This is a genomic window from Sporichthya brevicatena (assembly GCF_039525035.1).
Taxonomy (GTDB): domain Bacteria; phylum Actinomycetota; class Actinomycetes; order Sporichthyales; family Sporichthyaceae; genus Sporichthya; species Sporichthya brevicatena.
In genome coordinates this window covers 23,538-43,227 of the sequence record NZ_BAAAHE010000047.1, presented here as the reverse complement: position 1 = coordinate 43,227, position 19,690 = coordinate 23,538, and the positions used below count along the sequence as shown (strand labels likewise).

The 19,690-nt window shown below is 70.6% G+C and carries 19 protein-coding genes and 1 tRNA gene; 17 read left to right on the top strand and 3 right to left on the bottom strand.

The features are described 5' to 3' along the window. Positions 1-27: 27 nt before the first annotated feature. Both ABD401_RS21850 and ABD401_RS21845 read right to left on the bottom strand, forming a co-directional pair. On the bottom strand, positions 28-231 hold the full coding sequence (locus tag ABD401_RS21850; RefSeq protein ID WP_344608734.1) for a hypothetical protein: 204 nt from the start codon (positions 229-231) through the stop codon (positions 28-30). Beyond that, complete coding sequence (locus ABD401_RS21845) at positions 228-629, bottom strand: STAS domain-containing protein (RefSeq protein ID WP_344608732.1); 402 nt, start codon at positions 627-629, stop codon at positions 228-230. The genes ABD401_RS21850 and ABD401_RS21845 overlap by 4 nt, the downstream gene beginning before the upstream one ends. A gap of 123 nt (positions 630-752) precedes the next feature. Between ABD401_RS21845 and ABD401_RS21840 the strand changes: the two genes are divergently transcribed. From ABD401_RS21840 to ABD401_RS21820, 5 genes are all read left to right on the top strand, one after another. Beyond that, complete coding sequence (locus tag ABD401_RS21840) at positions 753-1,460, top strand: response regulator (RefSeq protein ID WP_344608730.1); 708 nt, start codon at positions 753-755, stop codon at positions 1,458-1,460. A gap of 11 nt (positions 1,461-1,471) precedes the next feature. Further along, complete coding sequence (locus ABD401_RS21835) at positions 1,472-2,836, top strand: sensor histidine kinase (protein WP_344608728.1); 1,365 nt, start codon at positions 1,472-1,474, stop codon at positions 2,834-2,836. Further along, a complete protein-coding gene (locus ABD401_RS21830) occupies positions 2,833-3,405 on the top strand; it encodes a GerMN domain-containing protein (RefSeq protein ID WP_344608726.1) in 573 nt (190 codons plus the stop codon). Before ABD401_RS21835 ends, ABD401_RS21830 begins: the two co-directional genes overlap by 4 nt. 98 nt (positions 3,406-3,503) lie before the next feature. Beyond that, positions 3,504-4,400, top strand: coding sequence for a hypothetical protein (locus ABD401_RS21825; RefSeq protein WP_344608724.1), 897 nt, complete (start codon positions 3,504-3,506; stop codon positions 4,398-4,400). A gap of 74 nt (positions 4,401-4,474) precedes the next feature. Beyond that, positions 4,475-4,551 (top strand) — tRNA-Ile (locus ABD401_RS21820). 193 nt (positions 4,552-4,744) lie between these two features. Here the strand turns inward: ABD401_RS21820 and ABD401_RS21815 are convergent. Continuing rightward, positions 4,745-5,332: a TetR/AcrR family transcriptional regulator gene (locus ABD401_RS21815; protein ID WP_344608859.1), complete on the bottom strand. Its 588-nt coding sequence runs from the start codon at positions 5,330-5,332 to the stop codon at positions 4,745-4,747. A gap of 145 nt (positions 5,333-5,477) precedes the next feature. Between ABD401_RS21815 and ABD401_RS21810 the strand changes: the two genes are divergently transcribed. From ABD401_RS21810 to ABD401_RS21755, 12 genes are all read left to right on the top strand, one after another. Then, on the top strand, positions 5,478-7,022 hold the full coding sequence (locus ABD401_RS21810) for an NAD(P)/FAD-dependent oxidoreductase (protein WP_344608722.1): 1,545 nt from the start codon (positions 5,478-5,480) through the stop codon (positions 7,020-7,022). Then, positions 7,019-9,034, top strand: coding sequence for a 2Fe-2S iron-sulfur cluster-binding protein (locus ABD401_RS21805; protein ID WP_344608720.1), 2,016 nt, complete (start codon positions 7,019-7,021; stop codon positions 9,032-9,034). The genes ABD401_RS21810 and ABD401_RS21805 overlap by 4 nt, the downstream gene beginning before the upstream one ends. Positions 9,035-9,051: 17 nt before the next feature. Further along, entirely contained in the window at positions 9,052-9,765 is a 714-nt protein-coding gene (locus ABD401_RS21800) for an acetoacetate decarboxylase family protein (RefSeq protein WP_344608718.1), read from the top strand. Positions 9,766-9,825: 60 nt separating this feature from the next. Beyond that, the gene (locus ABD401_RS21795; protein WP_344608716.1) at positions 9,826-11,355 is read left to right on the top strand and encodes an ABC transporter substrate-binding protein; all 1,530 of its coding nucleotides are present in this window, start codon (positions 9,826-9,828) and stop codon (positions 11,353-11,355) included. Further along, complete coding sequence (locus ABD401_RS21790) at positions 11,352-12,764, top strand: hypothetical protein (protein ID WP_344608714.1); 1,413 nt, start codon at positions 11,352-11,354, stop codon at positions 12,762-12,764. The genes ABD401_RS21795 and ABD401_RS21790 overlap by 4 nt, the downstream gene beginning before the upstream one ends. Continuing rightward, complete coding sequence (locus tag ABD401_RS21785) at positions 12,752-13,108, top strand: hypothetical protein (protein WP_344608712.1); 357 nt, start codon at positions 12,752-12,754, stop codon at positions 13,106-13,108. Before ABD401_RS21790 ends, ABD401_RS21785 begins: the two co-directional genes overlap by 13 nt. Beyond that, a complete protein-coding gene (locus tag ABD401_RS21780; protein ID WP_344608710.1) occupies positions 13,105-13,578 on the top strand; it encodes a hypothetical protein in 474 nt (157 codons plus the stop codon). The genes ABD401_RS21785 and ABD401_RS21780 overlap by 4 nt, the downstream gene beginning before the upstream one ends. Continuing rightward, positions 13,575-15,536, top strand: a complete 1,962-nt coding sequence (locus ABD401_RS21775) for a branched-chain amino acid ABC transporter permease (protein ID WP_344608708.1) — start codon at positions 13,575-13,577, stop codon at positions 15,534-15,536. The genes ABD401_RS21780 and ABD401_RS21775 overlap by 4 nt, the downstream gene beginning before the upstream one ends. After that, positions 15,533-16,339 carry an ABC transporter ATP-binding protein gene (locus ABD401_RS21770; RefSeq protein WP_344608706.1) on the top strand — a complete coding sequence of 269 codons (807 nt, stop codon included), beginning with the start codon at positions 15,533-15,535 and terminating at the stop codon, positions 16,337-16,339. The genes ABD401_RS21775 and ABD401_RS21770 overlap by 4 nt, the downstream gene beginning before the upstream one ends. Beyond that, positions 16,336-17,040, top strand: a complete 705-nt coding sequence (locus ABD401_RS21765; protein WP_344608704.1) for an ABC transporter ATP-binding protein — start codon at positions 16,336-16,338, stop codon at positions 17,038-17,040. Before ABD401_RS21770 ends, ABD401_RS21765 begins: the two co-directional genes overlap by 4 nt. A gap of 149 nt (positions 17,041-17,189) precedes the next feature. Next, on the top strand, positions 17,190-17,645 hold the full coding sequence (locus ABD401_RS21760) for a hypothetical protein (RefSeq protein ID WP_344608702.1): 456 nt from the start codon (positions 17,190-17,192) through the stop codon (positions 17,643-17,645). A 5-nt stretch (positions 17,646-17,650) separates the two neighbouring features. Next, a complete protein-coding gene (locus tag ABD401_RS21755) occupies positions 17,651-19,564 on the top strand; it encodes a linalool dehydratase/isomerase domain-containing protein (protein WP_344608700.1) in 1,914 nt (637 codons plus the stop codon). Positions 19,565-19,690 lie beyond the last annotated feature (126 nt).

Genomic DNA, 19,690 nt, shown 5'->3' with positions numbered 1-19,690 from the left:
TCGAAGACGTACCCACTCCGCGGCCGTCTACCGCTCGGCGGCGTCCTCCCGTCGCGGTGTGTGCGCGTCGAGATCCCGACGCGCCATGGCCGCGAGCACGGGCAGGGACACGGCGCCGTTCGCGCTCAGCCGCAGGACGACCTCGTTCACGGTCTCGGCGGGCAGGCGATCGGCGTATTCGCGTTGCAGTTCGTCCCGGACCTCCAGGACGGATGTCGGCGAACGCGTCATGCGGGCGCCGTCCCACGGCTCGATCGCCGTCGGGCGGAGGGGTAGGTCAGACGTGGGGACACGGCGTCGACGTCGAACACGCGCCAGAGGCCGGTGCGGTGCAGCTGGTCGAGCGCGCGACGGCTGGGGAAGCGGATCGCGACGGCGCCGCCCCGCGCGCGGCAGGCGCGGTGCGCGGTCAGCAGGGCGCCGATGACGGGGGAGGGGAGCTCGTCCAGGCAGGAGGCGTCGACCACGATGGTGCGGACGCCGGCGAGGACCAGCTCGTGCAGCTCGAACCGCAGGTCGGGCATGCCGTCGGGCTCGACGTCGGGGTGCAGCAGAACGACGGCGACGTCGTCGTCACCGGTCCAGTCGGTCGCGGCGTCTGCGTGGATCACGTCCCCTCGGCGGCTCACCTCTTCAGCGTGCCGGGGTCCTGTTGCGACCTTCCGACTGCGAACTTTGTGATCGTGTGACGATCGGGTTGTCGGGGCGTGCTGAAGGAGGCCGCTCTGGGTGCCTCTGCCACGATGGGCCCCATGCCGACGCGATTGCTCATCGTGGAGGACGACGACCGTATCCGTGCCGCGATGCGCCTCGGTCTCGAGGACGAGGGTTACGAGATCATCGAGGCGGATCGCGCCGAGACGGCGTTGAGCCAGATGCACGCCCGCACGCCGGACGTGATGATCGTCGACCTCATGCTGGGCGCGGTCGACGGGTTCACCTGCATCCGCGAGGTGCGCAAGTTCAGCGACGTCCCGATCATCGTCGTCAGTGCGCGCGCGGACACTCACGACATCGTGGCGGGCCTGGAGGCCGGCGCGGACGACTACGTCACGAAGCCGTTCCAGATCAAGGAGATCAGCGCGCGACTGCGCGCGCTGCGGCGGCGCGCGACCAGCGCGGTGATGCAGCCGGAGGAGGCGAACCCGACGGACGTCGTCCTCGACTCGGGCCGGGACCTCGTGCTCTCGACCGCGGCGGGGATGGTGCGGCTCGGCGGGCAGCAGGTCTCGCTGACGCTGACCGAGTTCCAGCTGCTCAGCGAGCTGGCGGCGAACCCGGGCATCGTGCTCAGCCGCACGACGCTGCTCGAACGCGTGTGGGATCAGGGCTTCTTCGGCGACGAGCGGCTCGTGGACGCGCACGTGCGTCGGCTGCGGACCAAGGTCGAACGGGATCCGGCCAACCCCGAGCTCGTCGTGACGGTCCGCGGGATGGGTTACCGACTCGACCGGCGATGAGGAAGCTCCTGGTGCGGCGGCCCCGCGGACTCCGTGGCCGGATCGCCCTCACGTTCGGCGCTGGCGCGCTCCTCATCGCCGGGACGCTGGCGGGCTCCACGTTCTTCTTCTCGCGCGCTTACCTGTACGACCAGCGGGAGCGCACGGTCGTCCGGCAGGCCGCGCTCGACGCGGTGTTCGTCGCCGACCAGCTCGACAGCGCGGACGCGAACATCCCCGCGATCCTGTCCGCCGCGGGCGCTCCGGAGTCGGGCACGGTCGTGGTGGAGCGCGACGGGGAGTGGTACTCCTCCTCGCTCGGCGTGGGGCGCGAGGTCATCCCGCCCGCCCTGGCGGAGCGGGTGAACTCCGGCCGCGCGGCGCGGACCACCGTCACCCGGGACGGGGTCCCGACCGTCGTGGTCGGCATCCCGCTGACCCGGCCGGGGGCCACCTTCTACCGCGTCGTCCCGCTGCGGGAGCTGCACGAGACGATCCGCACGCTGCAGGCCGTGCTGGCGACCGGTGCCGCCGTCGCCGGCGTCAGTGGGATCGCGCTCGGGATCTGGGCCAGCCGGCGCGTGGTGCAGCCGCTGAACCTGGTGGCGGCGACCGCGGCGGAGGTGGCGGGCGGCCTGCTGGACACGCGGTTGCCGCCGACCGACGACCCGGATCTCGCGACCATCGTCGGCTCGTTCAACGCGATGGTGGACACCCTGCGGCGCCGCATCGAGCGGGACAGCCGGTTCGCGGCGGACGTCGCGCACGAGCTGCGGTCGCCGCTCACGACGTTGGTCGCCGCCGTCGATGTGATGCAGCGTCGGCGCGACGAACTGCCTGACCGTTCGCGGGAGGCGCTGGACCTCGTGCACGCCGAGCTCGACCGCTTCCTGCAGCTGGTCGACAGTCTGCTCACGCTCGCGCGCGCCGAGGCCGGGCTCGAGCGCGACCGGTTGGAAGCGGTCTCGATGACGGAGCTGGCGGCGCAGGTGGCCGACCGCGCCGGGGCAGGCGCCCACATCGTGTCGGCCGTCGATCCTGGTCTGGTCCTCGGCGACAAGGCGTTGCTCGAGCGTGCGTTGTTCAACCTCGTCAACAACGCCGAGCGCCACGGCGGCGGGGTGAGCGCGGTGCGGGTCGAGCGGCGGGACGACCAGGTGGCCGTGCTGGTCGACGACGAGGGGCCGGGCGTCCCGGTCACTGAGCGCGAGCGCATCTTCGAGCGGTTCGCGACCAACCGTGCGGCGCGCGGATCGTCGTCCGGTACCGGTCTCGGGCTGGCGCTGGTCGCGCAGACCGTCACCGCGCACGAGGGGATGGTCTGGTGCACCGCCAACCCGTCCGGCGGCGCGCGCTTCGTCGTGCGGATGCCCGCGCTTCCAGAGGACGAGCTGTGAGGGGGTGGGCGGCCGCGGTTGCGTCGGTCCTGATGCTGACGGGGTGTGGTCTGGGGCCGTCGGGCGGCGTCAAGGACATCGACCCGCTCAGCCTGCCGCCGCGTCTGCTGGCGGACGCCCCGCCAACCGCCGTGCCCTCGAGGGACCCGGACAGCTCGGGTGCCGCCGTGTACTTCCTGCGGGACACCACGCTGCGGCCGGCGGTGCGGACCCTGACGGCGCGGACAGGGGTGCCGGCGCTCCAGGAGCTGCTCAACAGTCTCGCGGCCGGTCCCGATGGGACCGACCGACAGCGCGGGGTGAGCACCGCGCTGCCTCCGACCACCCGGCTGACGGTGACCGGGCTGGAGGGGGACCTCGCGACGGTGGACCTGAGCTTCGGTCAGGTGCCGCCCGACCAGACCACGGCGATCGCCCAGATCGTGCTGACGGCGACCTCGCTGCCCGAGGTGAACCGCCTCCTGCTGACGATCGAGGGCGCGCCGCTGCAGGCACCGCTGGCCAACGGGGCGCAGACCGACCGTCCGCTGACCCGCTCCGACTACGTGCGGATGCTGCGTCCGAGCTGACGAACATTGCGGTTGTGTGCGCGTCGGACTGCGGCTTGGTTGCGCTCCCGCGCCGGGTCTTCTGAGGAGTCGCCGACCAGGCTTACGTTGGGTCCGCGATGTTCCACCGGTTGCGCTTGACGTGTGCGACGGCCACCTGCGCCGTGCTGGTCGCGGCGGTCCCGGCCGGCGCCGCTCCGGCGCGGGAAACCGCGCGCATTCCGATGATCAGCGTGACGATCGCGGAGGACCGCACCGAGATCTCCGGCGGTCTCACCCAGGTCGCCGGGCCGCTCCGGTTGCGCGTGCTGGCCGAGGACGAGGACCACCTGCTCTCGCTGTTCCGGCTCAAGCCCGGTTACACCGTCAAGCAGTTGCGCCGCGACACCCGCGCGCTGACGCGGCTGTACTACGACGGCGGCCAGGACAACGCGGCGGCCGTCAAGCGAATGCAGCGCAACGTCATCACCTACGGCGGCGCGAACCCGAGTCTCGGGGCCATCGCGACGGCAACGGTGAATTTGACGCCGGGGCAGTACTACCTCTCGGACAACGTCGGTCCGCCCGGGGGTCGGCTCTACAAGCTCAAGATCGTGCCGGGCCGGAACACCGCGGCGATGCCGACGGGTACGCCGGTGATCACGATGAACGACAAGAACCGGTACCAGGGTGCGAGCAAGCTCAAGGCGACCGGCACCGTGCTGATCCGCAACCGGGTCTCGAAGGGCCACCGGTGGCTGCAGGTGGCCTTTCTGCAGGTGAAGCAGGGCACCACTCCGGAGCAGGTCTCCTCCCTCTTCCGCGGCACCGGTGACGGCGCGTTCGTGCTCTCCGGCTACGTCGGCGGCGACACCCTGTCGCCGGGCCGGGAGCAGTTCCTGACCTACTCCGTCGAGCCGGGCACCTACGCGCTGATCTGCTTCTTCCCGAACCCCGACAACCCCGGGTCGACCTACGTCGCGGACGGCATGGTCCGCATCGTCACCCTCGACAACAACAGCACCGCGCTGGACTGATCGACGACTGAGCACCCGCCTTCGCACAGCAACCGGCCGGCTGAGCACTACCCTCGGACCGGCGCAAAGCACACGGGGCGGTAGCTCAGCTGGTTAGAGCAGGGGACTCATAATCCCTGGGTCATGGGTTCGAGTCCCATCCGCCCCACCAGGTCAGAGGGGTGCGGCCTCGGGCCAGCGGAGGCGCAAGCGGGCCGGAGTGGATCGAGCATCTCCCGACCGGGCCCTTCGGGTGCGGGCACACGCGGGCCTGGATCTGCTGTCCGCGTGCGGGCTTCGTCGGCCGTGCGATTGGCGCGACTCCGGGCGTACCGCGAGCTATGTCGGCTGCGTGTCGAGAGTCGTCATTTCTTGCGTCCGCGCCGCGGCGGCTCGTGGGACGAGTAGACCGCCGGAAGCACGAAGTTGTGTGAGCGCCGCATGAGGAAGTCGAAGTCGCGGTGGGTCATGCGCACCATCGCGATCAACTCCTCGCCGAGCCACTGCAGGATCTCGTCCGTCTCCAAGTCGGTTCGGAGCTCGCCGGCGGCCTGGCCGTCTTTCACCACCTGGCCGAGGACGCGCTCGGTCCACTCCTGCACGGTCTCCGGGGTCGGTGACATCCCGAGCTCGACCAGGAGTTTGATCCGCTCACTCTCGACGGCGGTCAGCATGACGTGGTCGAACGTCACGCGGAGCTTCTCGCGGCTGCCGTGGGCCTGCTCCATCAGTCGGAAGCAGTCCGCTGCCAGGTCCTCGGCGGCGAGCAGGACCAGATGCAGCACGAGTTCGTGCCGGCTCGAGAAATGTCGGTACGCGGTCGCTCGCGACACCGAGGCGGCCGTCGCCACAGCCTCCATCGTGAGGTCGGCGCCGCCCCCCGAGTCCACGAGGAGTGCGGCGGCTCGTACCAGTCGGTCTCGAGACGTCTCGCGTGGACCCAGCGAGGGCATGATTCGCTCAGCCGCGGTGCCCATGAGCCTTCCCTGCCGCTCGAATCGCGCGGATGTCATCGGTTGACAGTAGCCGTCGTTTGTCGCAAAGTGAGACGCACAAGCTGATCCGTCTCACTCCTGACGAATCCCGGGGACGCATTCCATGACAGTAAGCCAGTTCGTCCCACGACCGGCTGATCCGGGCCGCTCCACCGCGGATGAGGACGTCGACGTCGTGATCGTCGGGGCTCGATGTGCGGGTGCGGCGGCGGCGGTCCCGCTGGCCCGGGCGGGCCGGAACGTCCTCGTCCTTGACCGGGTCAAGTTCCCGGCTGACACGCTGTCGAGCCACACGATGCTTCCGGTCGGCGTCTCGGAGCTGCTGCACATGGGCGCGCTACCGGGCATTCTCGCGCTCTCCCCGACGCGGTGCCGACGGCTCCGTGTCACCGTCGACGCCGAGACGCCGCGGGAGATGCGGATCGAGGAGACGTTCACGCCGATCGAGGGCATCGACTATGCGCTGTCCGTCCCCCGCGACCTGCACGACAAGGTGCTCGTGGACACGATGCGGGCCGCGGGCGCGCGGATCCGCGAGCGGGCCACGGTCGTCGGCCTGACGTGGCAAGCCGGGCGGGTCTCCGGCGTCCGGTACGTCGACGAGGACGGGCGCGAGCGTGTGGTCCGGTGTCGGCTGGTCATGGGGGCCGACGGGCGGCACAGCACAGTGGCCCGCCTTGTCGGCGCCGCCGAGCCCTATCGGAGTTCCGCGAACGGTCGGGCCGGTGTTGTGCGGTACCTCGACGACCAGCCGCCGGACCCGGACGAGGCCGACGTCGTTTGTCAGTGGCGGGACGGCGCGCACCTCGCATTCGGGTTCCCAGGCACGCCGATCGGGCGCTACACGCTCTTCTTCATGGGCAGCCCGGCCGAGGCCGCGATGGCGCGACGGGATCCGGACGCCTACTGGGCGATGAAGATGGAGCACCACCCGGGCGTGGCCCGTCGGCTCCGCCATGCGACCAACATGTCCGCGTTCCGTGGGACCGACCAGCTCGTCGCCTACTTCCGTCCGTGCAGTGGGCCGGGGTGGGTGCTCATTGGTGACTCCGGCCACTTCAAGGATCCGTCTCTCGGCCAGGGGATGCGTGACGCCATGTGGGCCGGGCGGCATGCCGCCACGGCCGCGATGCGGCACCTGGACGACCTCGACGAGCTCGACCTCGCGATGCGCCGGTTCGAGCACGATCGAGATCAGGAGTGCCTGCCCGCGTACTACTTCGGCAACGGTGAGGCGCTGCTGCGCCCGACGCCACGTCCGTTCAAGGCGTTCATCGAGAGTGCCCGCGACGATGTGGACCGGCCGTTCACGAGCGTCGGCCAGCGAATCAAGACCCCGCAGCAGTTGCTGCGGTCGCGGCTGGTGGTCGGGGGAGTGGCCCGAACGCTCCTGGTCGCCGACGACCGTCGCGGCTTCCTGCGCGAGATGGCCGGGGAGGGCCGGGTGCAGGCAGCGATCGTTCGTGCACTGATTCACTCCCGTACGCGCTTCCGCTCCACCATTCCCGCCGACGGGGCCGAGAACGACCTCGCCTCGGCTCCCGCGTCGGTCCCGCCCGCTGTCGTGGCCACGTCCGATGACGATGTGCCGCCGGCCGGCGACCGGCCGACTGTCGTGGCGCGCGAGGCCGAAGCGGTGGCGTCGTGACGCGGCTGCGGGTGGCCGCGGTCCAACCTGCCGTGATGGTCGGCGACGTCCTGGGCAACCTGGAACGTCTGGAACGGCTGATCCGCGACGCCCACCGGGAGCATCACCCCAGTCTCATCGTGCTCCCGGAAGCGATGACCTCATCGAACCTCTACCACCCGGCGTTGCGCAACGTCCCCCGCCCGGTGGACGGGCCGGCGTTTCAGATGCTCACCCGGTTGGCCCGCGAGCTTGAGTGCGCGATCTCCGGCGGTTCTCTGTCGGTGCGGGGTCGTGACGTCTACGGCACCTACGTCCTCGCCGAACCCGACGGCCGCGCGCACCTCCACGACAAGGACCAGCCCACCGCGACGGAGGCATTCGACTATCGGGGCGGTGACGACGACGGCGTCACCCAGTTCCACATGCTCGGGGACCTGCCGGTCGGGCTCGTCAGCGGCTGGGAGTGGGCCCGCACCCGGACCGCGCGGCGGTTCCAGGAGGGCCGGGTCCGCCTCGCGGTGGGTGGCATGTGCTGGCCGTACATGCCGACGAACTGGAGGGGCCCGCTGGCCCCGTGGATGCGGGCCGAGCAGGCGCGTGGCCACGAGCAGTGCCGCAACCTCCCCGGCTTGTTCGCTCAGATCGTCGGTGTCCCCACCGTGTACGCCTCGCTCGTCGGCGACTGCACGATGTACGTCCCGGGAGTCCCGGGCGTGCGCTGGCGAACCGTCATGTTCGGCGAGACGCAGATCTGCTCCGCCGACGGCACGGTGCTTGCCCGGCTCTCTCTCGCCGACGGCGAGAGCCACATCGGGGCCGATGTTGAGCTCGGCGAGCCGCGCCCGACTCGACCGCTCCCGTCGGACTACTGGGTCTACGACCTGCACCCGCTGATGCGGAGCGTCTTCCACGTCTTCAACAAGATCGGGTTCGCGCATTACACCGCGCGCAAGCTGCGCCGGCGCAACTTCCACTCCTGGCCCGCCGCCGACCTGCCGGACGAGCTCGGGCCGATGCCGACCGGCCAGGCGCACCACGCCACCAGCGGCCGGAGGTCGCCGGTCGCCCCCCTGAACCGGAACGAGCACCCGGACCGCGCCTTCTGGACGATGGTCGACGCCCGGGAGGAGGTCGCCGACGGAGTGGTATCTCTGACGCTCCGTCACCCACTCGGGAAGGAGTTGCCGGCCTGGCGTCCGGGCGCCCACGTCGACCTGCTGCTGCCGGGCGGGCTGGTGCGTCAGTACTCGCTGTGCGGTGACCCCGACGACCGGTCCTCGTACACCGTGGCCGTGCTGCGCGCGACGGACAGTCGTGGGGGATCCGAGTACGTGCACGAGGCGCTGCGGCCCGGCGTGGCGGTCCGCCTGCGCGGGCCACGGAACAATTTCGAGCTGGTCCCGGCGAAATCGTACCTCTTCGTCGCCGGCGGCATCGGCATAACCCCGATCGTCCCGATGCTCGCCCGGCTGGAGGCGCAGTGCGCGGATTGGTCGCTGATTTACGGCGGACGGCACCGCCGCTCGATGGCGTTCGCAGACGAACTGCGCGCCCGCTACGGCAACCGGGTCGAGCTGGTCCCGGAGGACGAGCGGGGTGTGCTCGACGTAGCGGCGATCGCGGGCAGTGTGTCCGAGAGCGATGCGGTGTACTGCTGCGGCCCGGAGATGCTGCTGCAGGCCATGGAGACCGCGCTGGGTGCCACCGCGCTGGAGCAGCTGCACGTCGAGCGCTTCACGGCTAGGCCTTCGACCGCGCCGCGAACCGCGTTCTCGGTGTCGCTCGCCCGCTCCGGTCTCGAGCTGGAAGTGCCCGCGCACCGTTCCCTGCTCGACGTCGTGGAGGACGCCGGTGTCGTCGTCGACTCGTCCTGTCGTGACGGCATCTGCGGCACATGCCGGGTCGGAGTCATCTCCGGGGAGCCGGACCACCGCGACTCCGTCCTCAGTCTGCAGGAGCGTGCGGCCGGGGATTGCCTCCTGATCTGTGTCTCGCGCGGTATTTCGAAATCGCTCGTCCTGGACCTGTAGCGCGAAGGGATTCGCTGATGGCAAAGCAAGAAGCGCCGGGAGTCTGGCAGCTGGCCGAGGGTCGGCTGACCATGCCGGTGCGTATCCGCCGGGCGTCCCTGCTGGGCGCCGCGTACCTGTGCTCCGCCGAGCGGGCCGCCGAGCTGCTGGTCGGGACGCGCCTGCGTCCGGTGTCCTTCCGCGGCCGCGCGGTGTCGACGGTGCTCGCCGTCGTCTATTCCGACGGTGACCTCGGCGTCTACGACGAGGTCGGCGTCGGCCTGCTGGTCCGGGGACCCGATCGCACTCTCGGGATGCACCAGGTCCACCTTCCGGTCAACGCCACGTTCACCATGGAGGCCGGCCGCGACATCTGGGGCCTGCCGAAATGGATGGCCGACATCGACATCGCGGTCGAGCGCCCGCTCGCGAAGGTCCGCGTGGCCGACGGCGGCGAGCACGCCCTGACGGTGAGCGTTCCGGTCCCGCGTTTCCCGGCTCCGGTCCCGTTCGCCGTCCCTATCCGGACCTGGGGGATCAACCCCAACGACGTCAACGGCGAACTGTTTCGCGCACCGATTCGAATCCGCCTGCGGGGGCTCCGGGTCGGAAGCGGTCGCGCCAATGTCCTGACGGGGACTCACTCCATGGGTCGCGCGGCGGCGGAACTGGGTGTCGGCTCGCGGCCGTTGATGGTCATGTATTCCCCGCACGTCTCGATCGTGCTCGGAGAGAGCAAGTCGTACGCCTGAGCCGAAGGCTCGTCGAGGTCAACCCAATCCGCTTTCGCAACTCCCCACGTTGAGGTGTCGATGAAAAGCTGGATCGCGCCGTCCTGTCGCCGGACCGGGCGTGCTGCCACAGCTCTGGCTCTCGTACTCGGTCTGGCCGCCTGTGGTGGTTCGCGGCTGAGCAGCGACGAGATCAGGGCCGCGAACCTGAGCTATCCCAGCAACGACGGCTCGCTCGGTACCGTCGCTCCCGCCGACCCGCTCGCCCCGGTGGCTGGAGGCGAGTCCGCGCAGGCTCCCGCACCGGCGGCGGCACCGGGAGCTCCCTCGTCCTCGGTCACCGGTTCCGTGAAGGCCGGTGGCGCGAACGGCGCGGCGGCCCCGGCACGTCCGTCGTCCGGACCGCCGACCGGGTCGTCGACCTCGAAGGTCCCGACAACGGGGACGGGCACCTCCACCAGGGCGGCGGTGCCGATCGTCGGCAGTAGCGGGTGCGCCAGGCAGCTCGAGCCGATCCGCATCGGCCAGAACGGCAGCTTCAGTGGCCTGGTCGGCAACTCCATCGGCGGCCTGCGGACAGGAGCGGCGTTGTGGGCGAAGGCAGTGAACGCCGCCGGGGGGATCGCGTGCCACCCGATCCAGCTCTTCCAGACTGACGACCAGTCGAACCCCACGAAGGCCGCGACCAACGTCAAGGACCTGATCCAGAACAAGAAGGTCGTGGCGCTCATCGGTCTCGGCAGTCCGATCGTCATCGCGTCTGTGCGGGCGGAGCTGGACAAGGCCGGGATCCCCGCGATCGGCGGCACTCAGGTCGAGCTGGACTGGGAGCAGGACCCGCTGCTGTACAACGTCGGCGGTTGGGGCTTCCCGAGCATGGCCGTGGTCGTCAAGCAGGCGGCCATCAACTCGGGCGGCAAGAAGTTCGGGCTGATGCACTGCGTTGAGGCGACGCTCTGCACGACGTTCAAGGACAAGTTCTCCGGCGCGAAGGGCTACGCCGCCCGGCTCGGCCTGGACTTCGCGTTCTCCCAGTCTTTCTCGCTCACCCAGAGCTCGTTCACCTCGGCGTGCCAGAACGCGAAGGCTGCGGGCGTCGACGTACTCTTCCCGGTCAGTGACGCATCCGCGTTCCAGCGCCTGGTTCGTGACTGTGCGGCCATCAACTACAAACCGGCGTACGTCTCCGGCAGCATCGCCCTGAGCGCGCCGGTTGCGGTCGATCCCAACGTCCGGTCCCACGGCGTCCTCGTCGGCGCCCCGGTCGCCCCCTTCGTCTCGAGCGGCGGGGCCGGGCTCGCGGCGTTCAACGCGGCGGCCAAGCAGTACCTCGGTCAGCAGCCGCTCGACCAGAACATCCTGATGGGCTGGGCGTCGGGTCAACTGCTGGCGAAGGCACTCGCGCAGGTCGGCGCGGAGGCCCGCGGGGGAGCGGTCACGACTGCCGTGATCCTCAAGGGCCTGAGCAAGGTGAAGGGCGAGACCCTTGACGGCCTGACGCCCCCGATGACCCTGGCGAGCAATTCCGCCCCGCTCGAGTGCGGCTACGTGCTCGCGATCGGCACCACGGGCTACGAGGCCCCGATCGGGAGGAAGGTCGTATGCCTGTGAGCTGTCGCCAGAACCGTCGCCGGGCGCAGCGCGCCGGTGCCGTCGTCGCCCTGGGCGCGCTGGCCGTGCCGGTCGTCGTCCTGAGCACTGACGTCGCCCGCGCCGACTCCATGCCCTCGTTCGACTCGGTCGCGAGCGCGTACGGCGTCCAGGTCACCGCGACGAACCAGGGCATTCCCCTCGGGCTCACGCTCGAGGGGTCCGGCCCGACCACGTCTGTCCGTCTCACCGACGTCGGGGTCTCGAGCGGCTTCGCTTCGTTCCCGTTCCCCGGAACGACCGTGGCCGGCCTGCCCGGCATCGCCGGTGCCCTGGTCGGGTTCCCGACGCCGGAGTACCCGCTGATCGCGGCCTCGGACCTGGGCAGTGAGCCGCAAGAGGTGAACTTCCCCGGTGTCTCGCTGAAGAGCACCAGCGGGGCCCACCAGGTCGACGCCTCTGCCGTCGTCGGGCAGCCCGCGGCCGGGGCCACATCGGTGTCGAACGTCGAACAGCGATCTGACGGCAGCGTGGTCTCCCGGGCGCGCTCTACCATCGACGCGCTCAACATCGGCGGCACCCTCACGTTGCGCGGGGTGGAGTCGCTGGCGACCGTCGAGGCCGACGGCACGACGGGCGAATTGCAACGACGCGCCTCGCTGTCGATCGCGCGGCTCTCCATCCCCGGCACGAACATCACGCTGCCGAAGACCACCCCCGAGTCGATTCCCCTGCCCAACCCCGTGCCGGGCCTGCCGCAGGCTCCGCCGGTCGCCCTGCCCCCGATCCCGGTGCCGTTCGGTGGGCAGACCGTGCCGGCGACCGACATCGGGTTCCGGGACGGCAACTTCTCGATCACGTTGCCGACCCCGGACGGCAAGGAGGAGGCATACACCCTGCCGGCGCAGGTCGTGATTGATGCGCTGAAACAGGCCGGACTGGCCGTCACGTTCCAGGCGGCGGAGGAGACCGCCACCGGGATCACCGCGCCCGTGCTGACGTTCGCCTACACGACCGCCGACATCCCGGCCAACCCCTCCGGGTTCACCGGGCCGGTCCCGATTACCTACCTGCTCGGCCGCTCCATCGCGAACGTCACACTCTCCCCCGTCTGGGCGTCGGACTCCGGCCTGACGGCCGGTGGGTCGGCGGCCCCGGGGACAGCCGGCGGGCACGACGCGCCACTCCTGCCGGGCACGGCCCCCGGCCCGGACCTCGCGGGGGTCCCGGGTGCGGTGCCGGTGGCCGGTCTCGGCAGTGGTGTCTCGCCGGCCACGGTCCCCGTGGTGGGCGATGTGTTGACACTGGCCGGCCTCACCCGCGGGGACGCCGGGCTCGCCTACGTGGCCCTCGTCGTCGTCGCGCTGGTCGGGGGCGGGGCCGCCCTGTCCCTTCGTCTGCTCCGAGTGAGGTCGCTGTGGTCATCCTGAAGTTTCTGCGCGTGCAGTGGGATCGGGCGGCGGCCGTCGCCGCGGCGCTCCTCGGTCTGGGGTTCCTCGTCGCCGGCTGGATCGGTGTCAGCGGGACCCCGTATCTGCCGGAGCAGATGCCCTATCTGGCCTCCGACGGTCTGCTCGGTCTTTACTTCGTCGCGCTCGCCGTGGCGATGTGGCTTTCCGCCGACCTCCGCGACGAATGGCGCCAGTTGCGCGCCCTCAACGCGAAGGTCGCCGACATCGAGGCGCGGCTGGCCGACCGGTCGGCTGAGAACGGGCACGTCGCTGCGGCGGTCAACCCGGCCTACGCCTCCTCCGCCCCGGATGGTCGACCGTGACGTCGAGCGTCACGCCGGGCCGCCCCGTCGTCGCGTCCCCGTGGTCCGACCGTGCGAACGCGGTCGTCGCGATCTGTTGGGTGCTCGGCCTCGGCGGGATCGCCGTGAGCTGGATGCAGGTGAGCAACGAGGCGCGGTTTGCCGACCAGCAGCCCTGGGTGGTGTTCGGCCTCGGGTGCGTCGTCGGCGCGGCGCTCGCCGGCGGGCTCTGGCTGGGGTTGGGCCTCAAGGCCGTCCGCGTCCTCGAGCGCACCACCGCCGACCGGCTCGTGCGCGTGCTTGAGGAGGTCGGGGACCGCCGTGCGGCGGCGTCTGGTGTGCGCCGGGTCGTCGGGGCCGAGCCGCACGTCGCGGTCGTCGGGCTGAATCGCGCCCACCGTCCCGACTGCCAGCTCGTCGTGGGCAAGGACGCGGTCGCGCTCGACCCGGCGCAGGTGCGTGAGGCCGCCACCTGCGGGGTGTGCGCGTGAACGACTACATCCCTTACGTCATCGTCGGGATCACGACCGGCTCGCTCTACGGGCTGGCCGCCATGGGACTGGTCCTGACGTACAAGACCTCCGGTCTGTTCAACATCGCCTACGGCGCGCAGTGCGCGCTATCGGCGTTCCTGTTCTACTCGCTCCGCGAGCAGGCCGGCGTTCCGTGGCCGATCGCGGCGCTGCTCGTCGTCGTGGGCTTCGGGACGGTCTTCGGCCTCGGGCTCGGCGGGATCGCCGCCCTCCTGGCGAACGTGACCACGACCTACAAGATCGTCGGGTCCGTCGGGCTGCTGGTCGCGATCATCTCCTTCACGAACTTCGCCTACGGCACGCAGGCCCGGCCGTTCGAACCGTTCCTCCCCACCGGGTCCGTGTTCACGATCAAGGGCAACGCGGTGACGATGGACAACATCGTCGACCTCGCCGTCGGTGTGGTTGCCGCGGTCGGCTTGACCCTCTTCTTCCGTGCCACCCGTACTGGTGTCGCGATGCGCGGTGTGGTTGACGATCCGTCGCTTCTGGCGATGGCCGGGACGTCGCCGGTGCAGGTGCGGCGGATCTCCTGGTTGATCGGGTCGGTGTTCGCCGCCGTCTCCGGTCTGTTGTTCGCGTCCGTCCAGCAGCAGCTCGACATTTACATCCTGTCGCTGCTGGTCGTGCAGGCGTTCGGGGCCGCGGCGATCGGTCGGTTCACGTCCGTCCCGCTCGCGTACTGCGGTGGTCTGCTCGTCGGTCTGATTCAGAACATCGTGAGCAAGGAGGCCGGCTCGCACGAATCGCTGTCCGGCCTCGACACCAACACGCCGTTCCTCGTCCTTTTCCTCGTGCTGTTGATCAGCCGGCCCGGGCGGCTGGTCGAGGTGGGTCGCCAGCTGCGTGCCCGGGGCGTTCCGGTGAGTCGGATGCCGGCCCGGGCCCGCCGGATCGGTTACGGCGTGCTGCTGTTCGCGGCACTGCTCGTCCCGCACGTCGTTGGCACAAAGATCACCGCCTGGCAGATCGCCGCGACGCAGGTGATCCTCTTCGCCTCGCTGAACTTGCTCGTGCGGACGTCTGGCCAGATCTCGCTGTGCCAGGTCGGCTTCGTGGCGATCGGCGCGGCCGGGTTCGCCCACGCGCAGGGCTCAGGCCTGCCCTGGTTGTTCGCGGTGTTGGTGGGCGTTCTGTGGTGCGTGCCGGCGGCGCTGGTGGTCTCGGTCCCGGCGATCCGCCTGTCCGGCCTGTACCTCGGGCTGGCGACGCTCGGCTTCGGGGTACTGCTCGCGCAGTACGCCTACAGCAAGTCGTGGTTCTTCGGAAGCGGGGTCGCCACGGCTCGGCCGGATGCGTTCGGTCTGGACGGCGAAACGCGGTTCTACTACCTGCTGATGGCCTTCGCCGTGGGTGCGGTGGCGCTCGTGCTCCTCATCGAGCGCACCCGGCTCGGACGGATCCTTCGCGGGATGTCGGACTCCCCGGTCGCGTTGTCGACCCTGGGGACCAGCGTGCGCAACGCGCGCGTGATCGTGTTCGTGATCAGCGGAGCTCTCGCGGGTCTGTCCGGCGCGCTCTACGCATCGCTGTTCGTTTCGACGACGCAGGAGGCGTACCCGTACATCAACTCGCTGATCTCGCTGGCCGTCCTGGCCATCGCCGGGCGGCGGACCGTGACCGTCGCGGTCGTCGGCCCGATCCTGCTGACCGTCCTGCCGCTCTACGTCGGTAACGACAAGGCCAACTCGCTGCTGCAGGTCGCCTTCGGCCTCGCCGCCGTGCTGGTCGCGGTCAACTCGAACGGTCAGCTCCGCAAGCTGCTCGAACGGTGGACCGAGGTCTCCGCGGACCGGACGGTCGGGCCCGCCGGGACCCGGACCCGCGAGGCGTTGGCGGGGGTGGACGGAGTCCTGCCGCCGCAGTCTCGCGGTGACCGCCCAGTTCGCGACGCCGTCGGGGTAGGTGGGTCATGAGTGCGGTGCACGCCCGGGTCGAGGGGCTGGAGGCACGCAACCTCGTCATGCGGTTCGGTGGACTCGTCGCGGTGGACGGGATGAGTCTCCAGGCACCCCGGGGCCGGTTGACCGGACTCATCGGGCCCAACGGCGCCGGGAAGACCACGACGTTCAATATGTGCTCCGGGCTCGCCCGGCCGACTTCCGGGACGGTGCTGTTCGACGGCTCCGACGTGACGCACGAACCGCCGCACGCCCGCGCGTTACGGGGGCTGGGGCGGACGTTCCAGCGCATGGAGTTGTTCGACAGCCTGACCGTCCGCGAGAACCTCGACCTCGGTCGCGAGGCCGGACTGGCGGGCGGCTCGCCGTGGCGGCTGGTGGTCTCGCGACCACGGGACGCCGCCGACATCCGGCGCCGCACCGAGCGAGCCGCGGAGGTGTGCGGGATCGTCGACCTGCTCGATCGGGTGCCGGCGGATCTCTCGACCGGTCAGCGTCGCCTGGTCGAACTCGCGCGCGTCGTCGCGGGCGAGTTCTCCGTGCTGCTGCTCGACGAACCCAGCAGTGGCTTGGATGGCCGGGAGACCACCGAGTTCGGAGCGATCCTGCGCCGCCTGATTGTCGAACGCAGCCTGGGCATCCTCCTGGTGGAGCACGACATGGCGCTCGTGATGAGCGTCTGCGACTACCTGTACGTCCTCGACTTCGGGCGGCCGATCTTCGAGGGTACGCCTGCCGAGGTCGCCGCGAGCGACGTCGTGCGGGCGGCGTACCTCGGAGCCGACGGAGCGGCCGATGCGCTGGAGGTGTTGGCATGAGCTTCCGGTTGCGTGGAGTGCGTGCCGGGTACGCCGGGGTTCCGGTGCTCGACGGGATCGACCTCACGGTGCCCGACCGCAGCGTGGTCGCACTGCTCGGCGTGAACGGTGCCGGGAAGACGACCCTCTTGCGTGCGGCCAGCGGTCTGATCCCGCTGACCGAGGGCACGCTCGAGCACGACGGTGATGACGTGACCGGGTTGCGCGTGGAGGATCTCGCCCGGCGCGGAATCTGCCACGTCCCGGAGGGGCGGGGCGTCTTCCCGAACCTCACGGTCGCCCACAACCTCCTCCTGTTCGCGAAGCCGGGGCGGCACGACGAAGCGCTGAAACGCGCCGTGGACGCCTTCCCGCGGCTGGGGGAGCGGCTCACGCAGCTCGCCGGGACGATGAGCGGCGGTGAGCAGCAGATGCTCGCCCTGGCCCGTGCCTACGTGCAGTCGCCCAAGGTGGTCCTGCTCGACGAGGTGTCGATGGGTCTCGCGCCGAAGATCGTCGACGAGATCTTCGCCTTCCTCGAGCGGCTCGCCGCTGAGGGCGCGTCACTCCTGCTTGTCGAGCAATACGTCGAGCGCGCCCTGGCGGTCGCGGACGTCGTCTACCTGATTGACCACGGTCGTGTGGCCTTCTGCGGCGAACCCCAAGAGCTGGCCAACCGCGACGTCTTCGCCGAGTATGTCGGCGCGGGATTCGTGAGCTGATGGCCTGCTGCCTGGCCGTCGCGATCCTCATCGCCTCCGTCCGTACGGCGTGGAACGCCGTACTGCCGGGGCGGACGTCGAAAATCACCGGCTTCGCGCCCCCGGCCCGGCGGGTGGGACCGGGCTCCGCTCCGGTTACCGACACGGCCGTGGCCACGACCGAACGCGTGGTGGCGCGGCCGGCGCCGCTGGTGTCGGTCGCGGTGTCGACCGCTACGGTCTGGTTCGCAGTCGTCGCCGTCACCGCTTGGCTCGCCGGCACGCCGGACGGCCATCACCACGGCGCCGGCGGCACCCCGCTGCTCGTTCGGGCTCCGCTGCTGGCGGTGGTCGCGGTCGGGCTGGCCCTCGCCACCCGCGCGGGCGTCACTCGTCGGCCGGAGGACGGACACAGCGCCGTCCTCGTCCTCGTCGGCGTCACCTGGACAACGCTCGCCCTCGTGGACCTGCACCTGCTGCACGCGCTCGCCGTCGGCCACGGGACGGTCGGTGTGCTGTTCCCCGCCCTCGGTCTGCCGTTGGTGATCGCCGGTCTGCTGGACCGGCGCCGCCGCGTCGTCCGTCCGGTGCTCGCACCGAGGGTGTCCGCCCTCTCCCGGAGATGAGCTCGATGACTGCTGTCACCCGCGAGAGCAGCGACCGGCTGCTCGTCGTCCTGATCCCGCGCCCGTCCTCGGTTTGGCCACCGGTCGCCGGGCGACGGCTGCAGCGCGCCCTGCTGCTGTACCTGACGGTGTGGCTGCTCGCGGTGCTGCCTGGTCTCGTCGGCGCCGGTACCGGGTGGCAGGCAGCCGGACTCGGCCTGGCCCTGCCAGGCGGAGGGTTCCTGTTCAGCGGCCAGGTCCTCGCCGCCGTCGCGACGCTGCTCGCGCTGGTCGTGGCGACGTTCCTGTGGTGGTCGATCGGGATCGTGCTCCTGCCGCCGCTGGTGTGGATTGGCAGTGCTGTGCTGGCGGGCATTCTCGCCGACACCGGGCACACCGCCGGTCGTGTGCTCGCGCTGGCGCTGATGCCGGCGGCGTTCGCGGCTTTCGCCCTGCTGCACCGGTTCCGCCACGCGGCCCAGGTCCGTCGCGGCGCTGCGCTCAACGCCGAGCTCGCGCGGACTCGCTTCGTCGTCACGGGGACGCCGCCGATCGAGGGGCGAGTCCCGGTCGCCGAGCACAGCGAGACGGACCTCGCACAGCTACGGCACCTGCTTGACCTCGGGCTGCAGCCGCTGGACCGCTTCCAAGGTTTCGATGACCTGGACGAGTTCCGTGAGGCCGCGACCCGTTACCAGACCACGGCCGTCGGTTATGCGCTGGCGATGTCGCAGTTCACGCGCACTCCGGCTTTCACCGGTTACCTGCAGGAGGCCCAGCGCAACCTCGTCCTGAAGATGCTCCGCCCCGAGGTGTGGTCGTACTGGCGGCTGGAGAACGCATGGGGGAACCTGCGCCTCGACGCCGACCCCGTCGACACCCCGGACAACATCATGCTGACCGGCTACTGGGGCACCCAGATCGGCATGTACGAGGCGATGAACGACACGACGTTTTCCGCGCCCGGCTCGCTGAGCTTCCAGGGCCGGGACCGGCGTTACGCGTACAGCTTCGGCGACCTTGCCCGGATGGTCGACCGCAACTTCGGCCTCAGCGACTTCACGTTGTTCCCGTGCGAACCGAACTGGATCTACACCGGTTGCAACACCTTCGGGATCAATACGATCCTGGCGCACGACACCGTGCACGGGACGCGCTACTTCGCCGATCGCGAGGAGCAGATCCGGACGGCCGTCGAGACCGAGTTCTGCCGACCGGACGGCAAGGTCATCGGCATCCGCAACAAGCTCCTCGGGCTGTCCTGGAACATCTTCGCCGGCCCGATGGCTCAGACGACCGCGGTGTACTGGCTTCACGCCCCGTACCCCGACCTGGCTCAGCGCTCGTGGTGGCTGCTACGCCGGCACGATCTCCCGCTCGGCGCGGACGGCCGCGCTCGCCTCGCGCCGCTGGTCTCCAGCCGGGTCGACCCCGGCAACTACCGCCTTGGCTCGGACGCGTTCGCCTGGAGCGCGCTCGCGATGGCGGCGCGGGAACTGGGAGACGAGGAGTATGCGGTGGCCGCGGAGGCGGCGCTCGCCGAGCGCGAGGCCGTCACGGCTAACGGTGCCCGCCGGTACGAGGGCGCCTCGGTCTGGGCGAACAGCTACGCGGCCCTGGCGCGGTTCGGCCGCCGCAGCGCGCTGCGGGACATGCTCGCGTTCGGCCCGCCGTCGATCTGGCGGACCGGACCGGCGCTGGCGGAGGTCGCCTACCCCGACGTCCTCGTGGCCCGCGCGGTCACCGACGGCCGAGCGCTCGACCTCGTCCTCCGGCCGGGCTCGGGTCCGGTGCGGACCGTGGTCGCCGTCGAACGACTCGTTCCTCATCGCCGGTACACCGTCACCGGGGCCGGCGTCGACTCCGTCACCGCGGACGGGGCAGGTCGCGCCCTGCTCGAGGTCGATGTGCCGGAGCGCCGCGAGATCCGCCTGTACTGAGGCGTCGCTCCACCCGCTTCTGACGATTCAGCGAGGTCGTACGAGTCCCTCTCCCGAGCAGATACGCGAGCAGGTCGCGGGCCGGACGATAGCCGGGCTATTCGTCGAGGCGATCTGCTGTCCCGG

Excerpts from the sequence above, each read along its gene's own strand:
- ABD401_RS21810 (WP_344608722.1), top strand. The coding sequence starts at position 5,478 with ATGACAGTAAGCCAGTTCGTCCCACGACCGGCTGATCCGGGCCGCTCC.
- ABD401_RS21815 (WP_344608859.1), bottom strand. The coding sequence starts at position 5,332 with ATGCCCTCGCTGGGTCCACGCGAGACGTCTCGAGACCGACTGGTACGA.
- ABD401_RS21800 (WP_344608718.1), top strand. The coding sequence starts at position 9,052 with ATGGCAAAGCAAGAAGCGCCGGGAGTCTGGCAGCTGGCCGAGGGTCGG.
- ABD401_RS21840 (WP_344608730.1), top strand. The coding sequence starts at position 753 with ATGCCGACGCGATTGCTCATCGTGGAGGACGACGACCGTATCCGTGCC.
- ABD401_RS21850 (WP_344608734.1), bottom strand. The coding sequence starts at position 231 with ATGACGCGTTCGCCGACATCCGTCCTGGAGGTCCGGGACGAACTGCAA.
- ABD401_RS21755 (WP_344608700.1), top strand. The coding sequence starts at position 17,651 with ATGACTGCTGTCACCCGCGAGAGCAGCGACCGGCTGCTCGTCGTCCTG.
- ABD401_RS21825 (WP_344608724.1), top strand. The coding sequence starts at position 3,504 with ATGTTCCACCGGTTGCGCTTGACGTGTGCGACGGCCACCTGCGCCGTG.
- ABD401_RS21770 (WP_344608706.1), top strand. The coding sequence starts at position 15,533 with ATGAGTGCGGTGCACGCCCGGGTCGAGGGGCTGGAGGCACGCAACCTC.
- ABD401_RS21795 (WP_344608716.1), top strand. The coding sequence starts at position 9,826 with ATGAAAAGCTGGATCGCGCCGTCCTGTCGCCGGACCGGGCGTGCTGCC.
- ABD401_RS21765 (WP_344608704.1), top strand. The coding sequence starts at position 16,336 with ATGAGCTTCCGGTTGCGTGGAGTGCGTGCCGGGTACGCCGGGGTTCCG.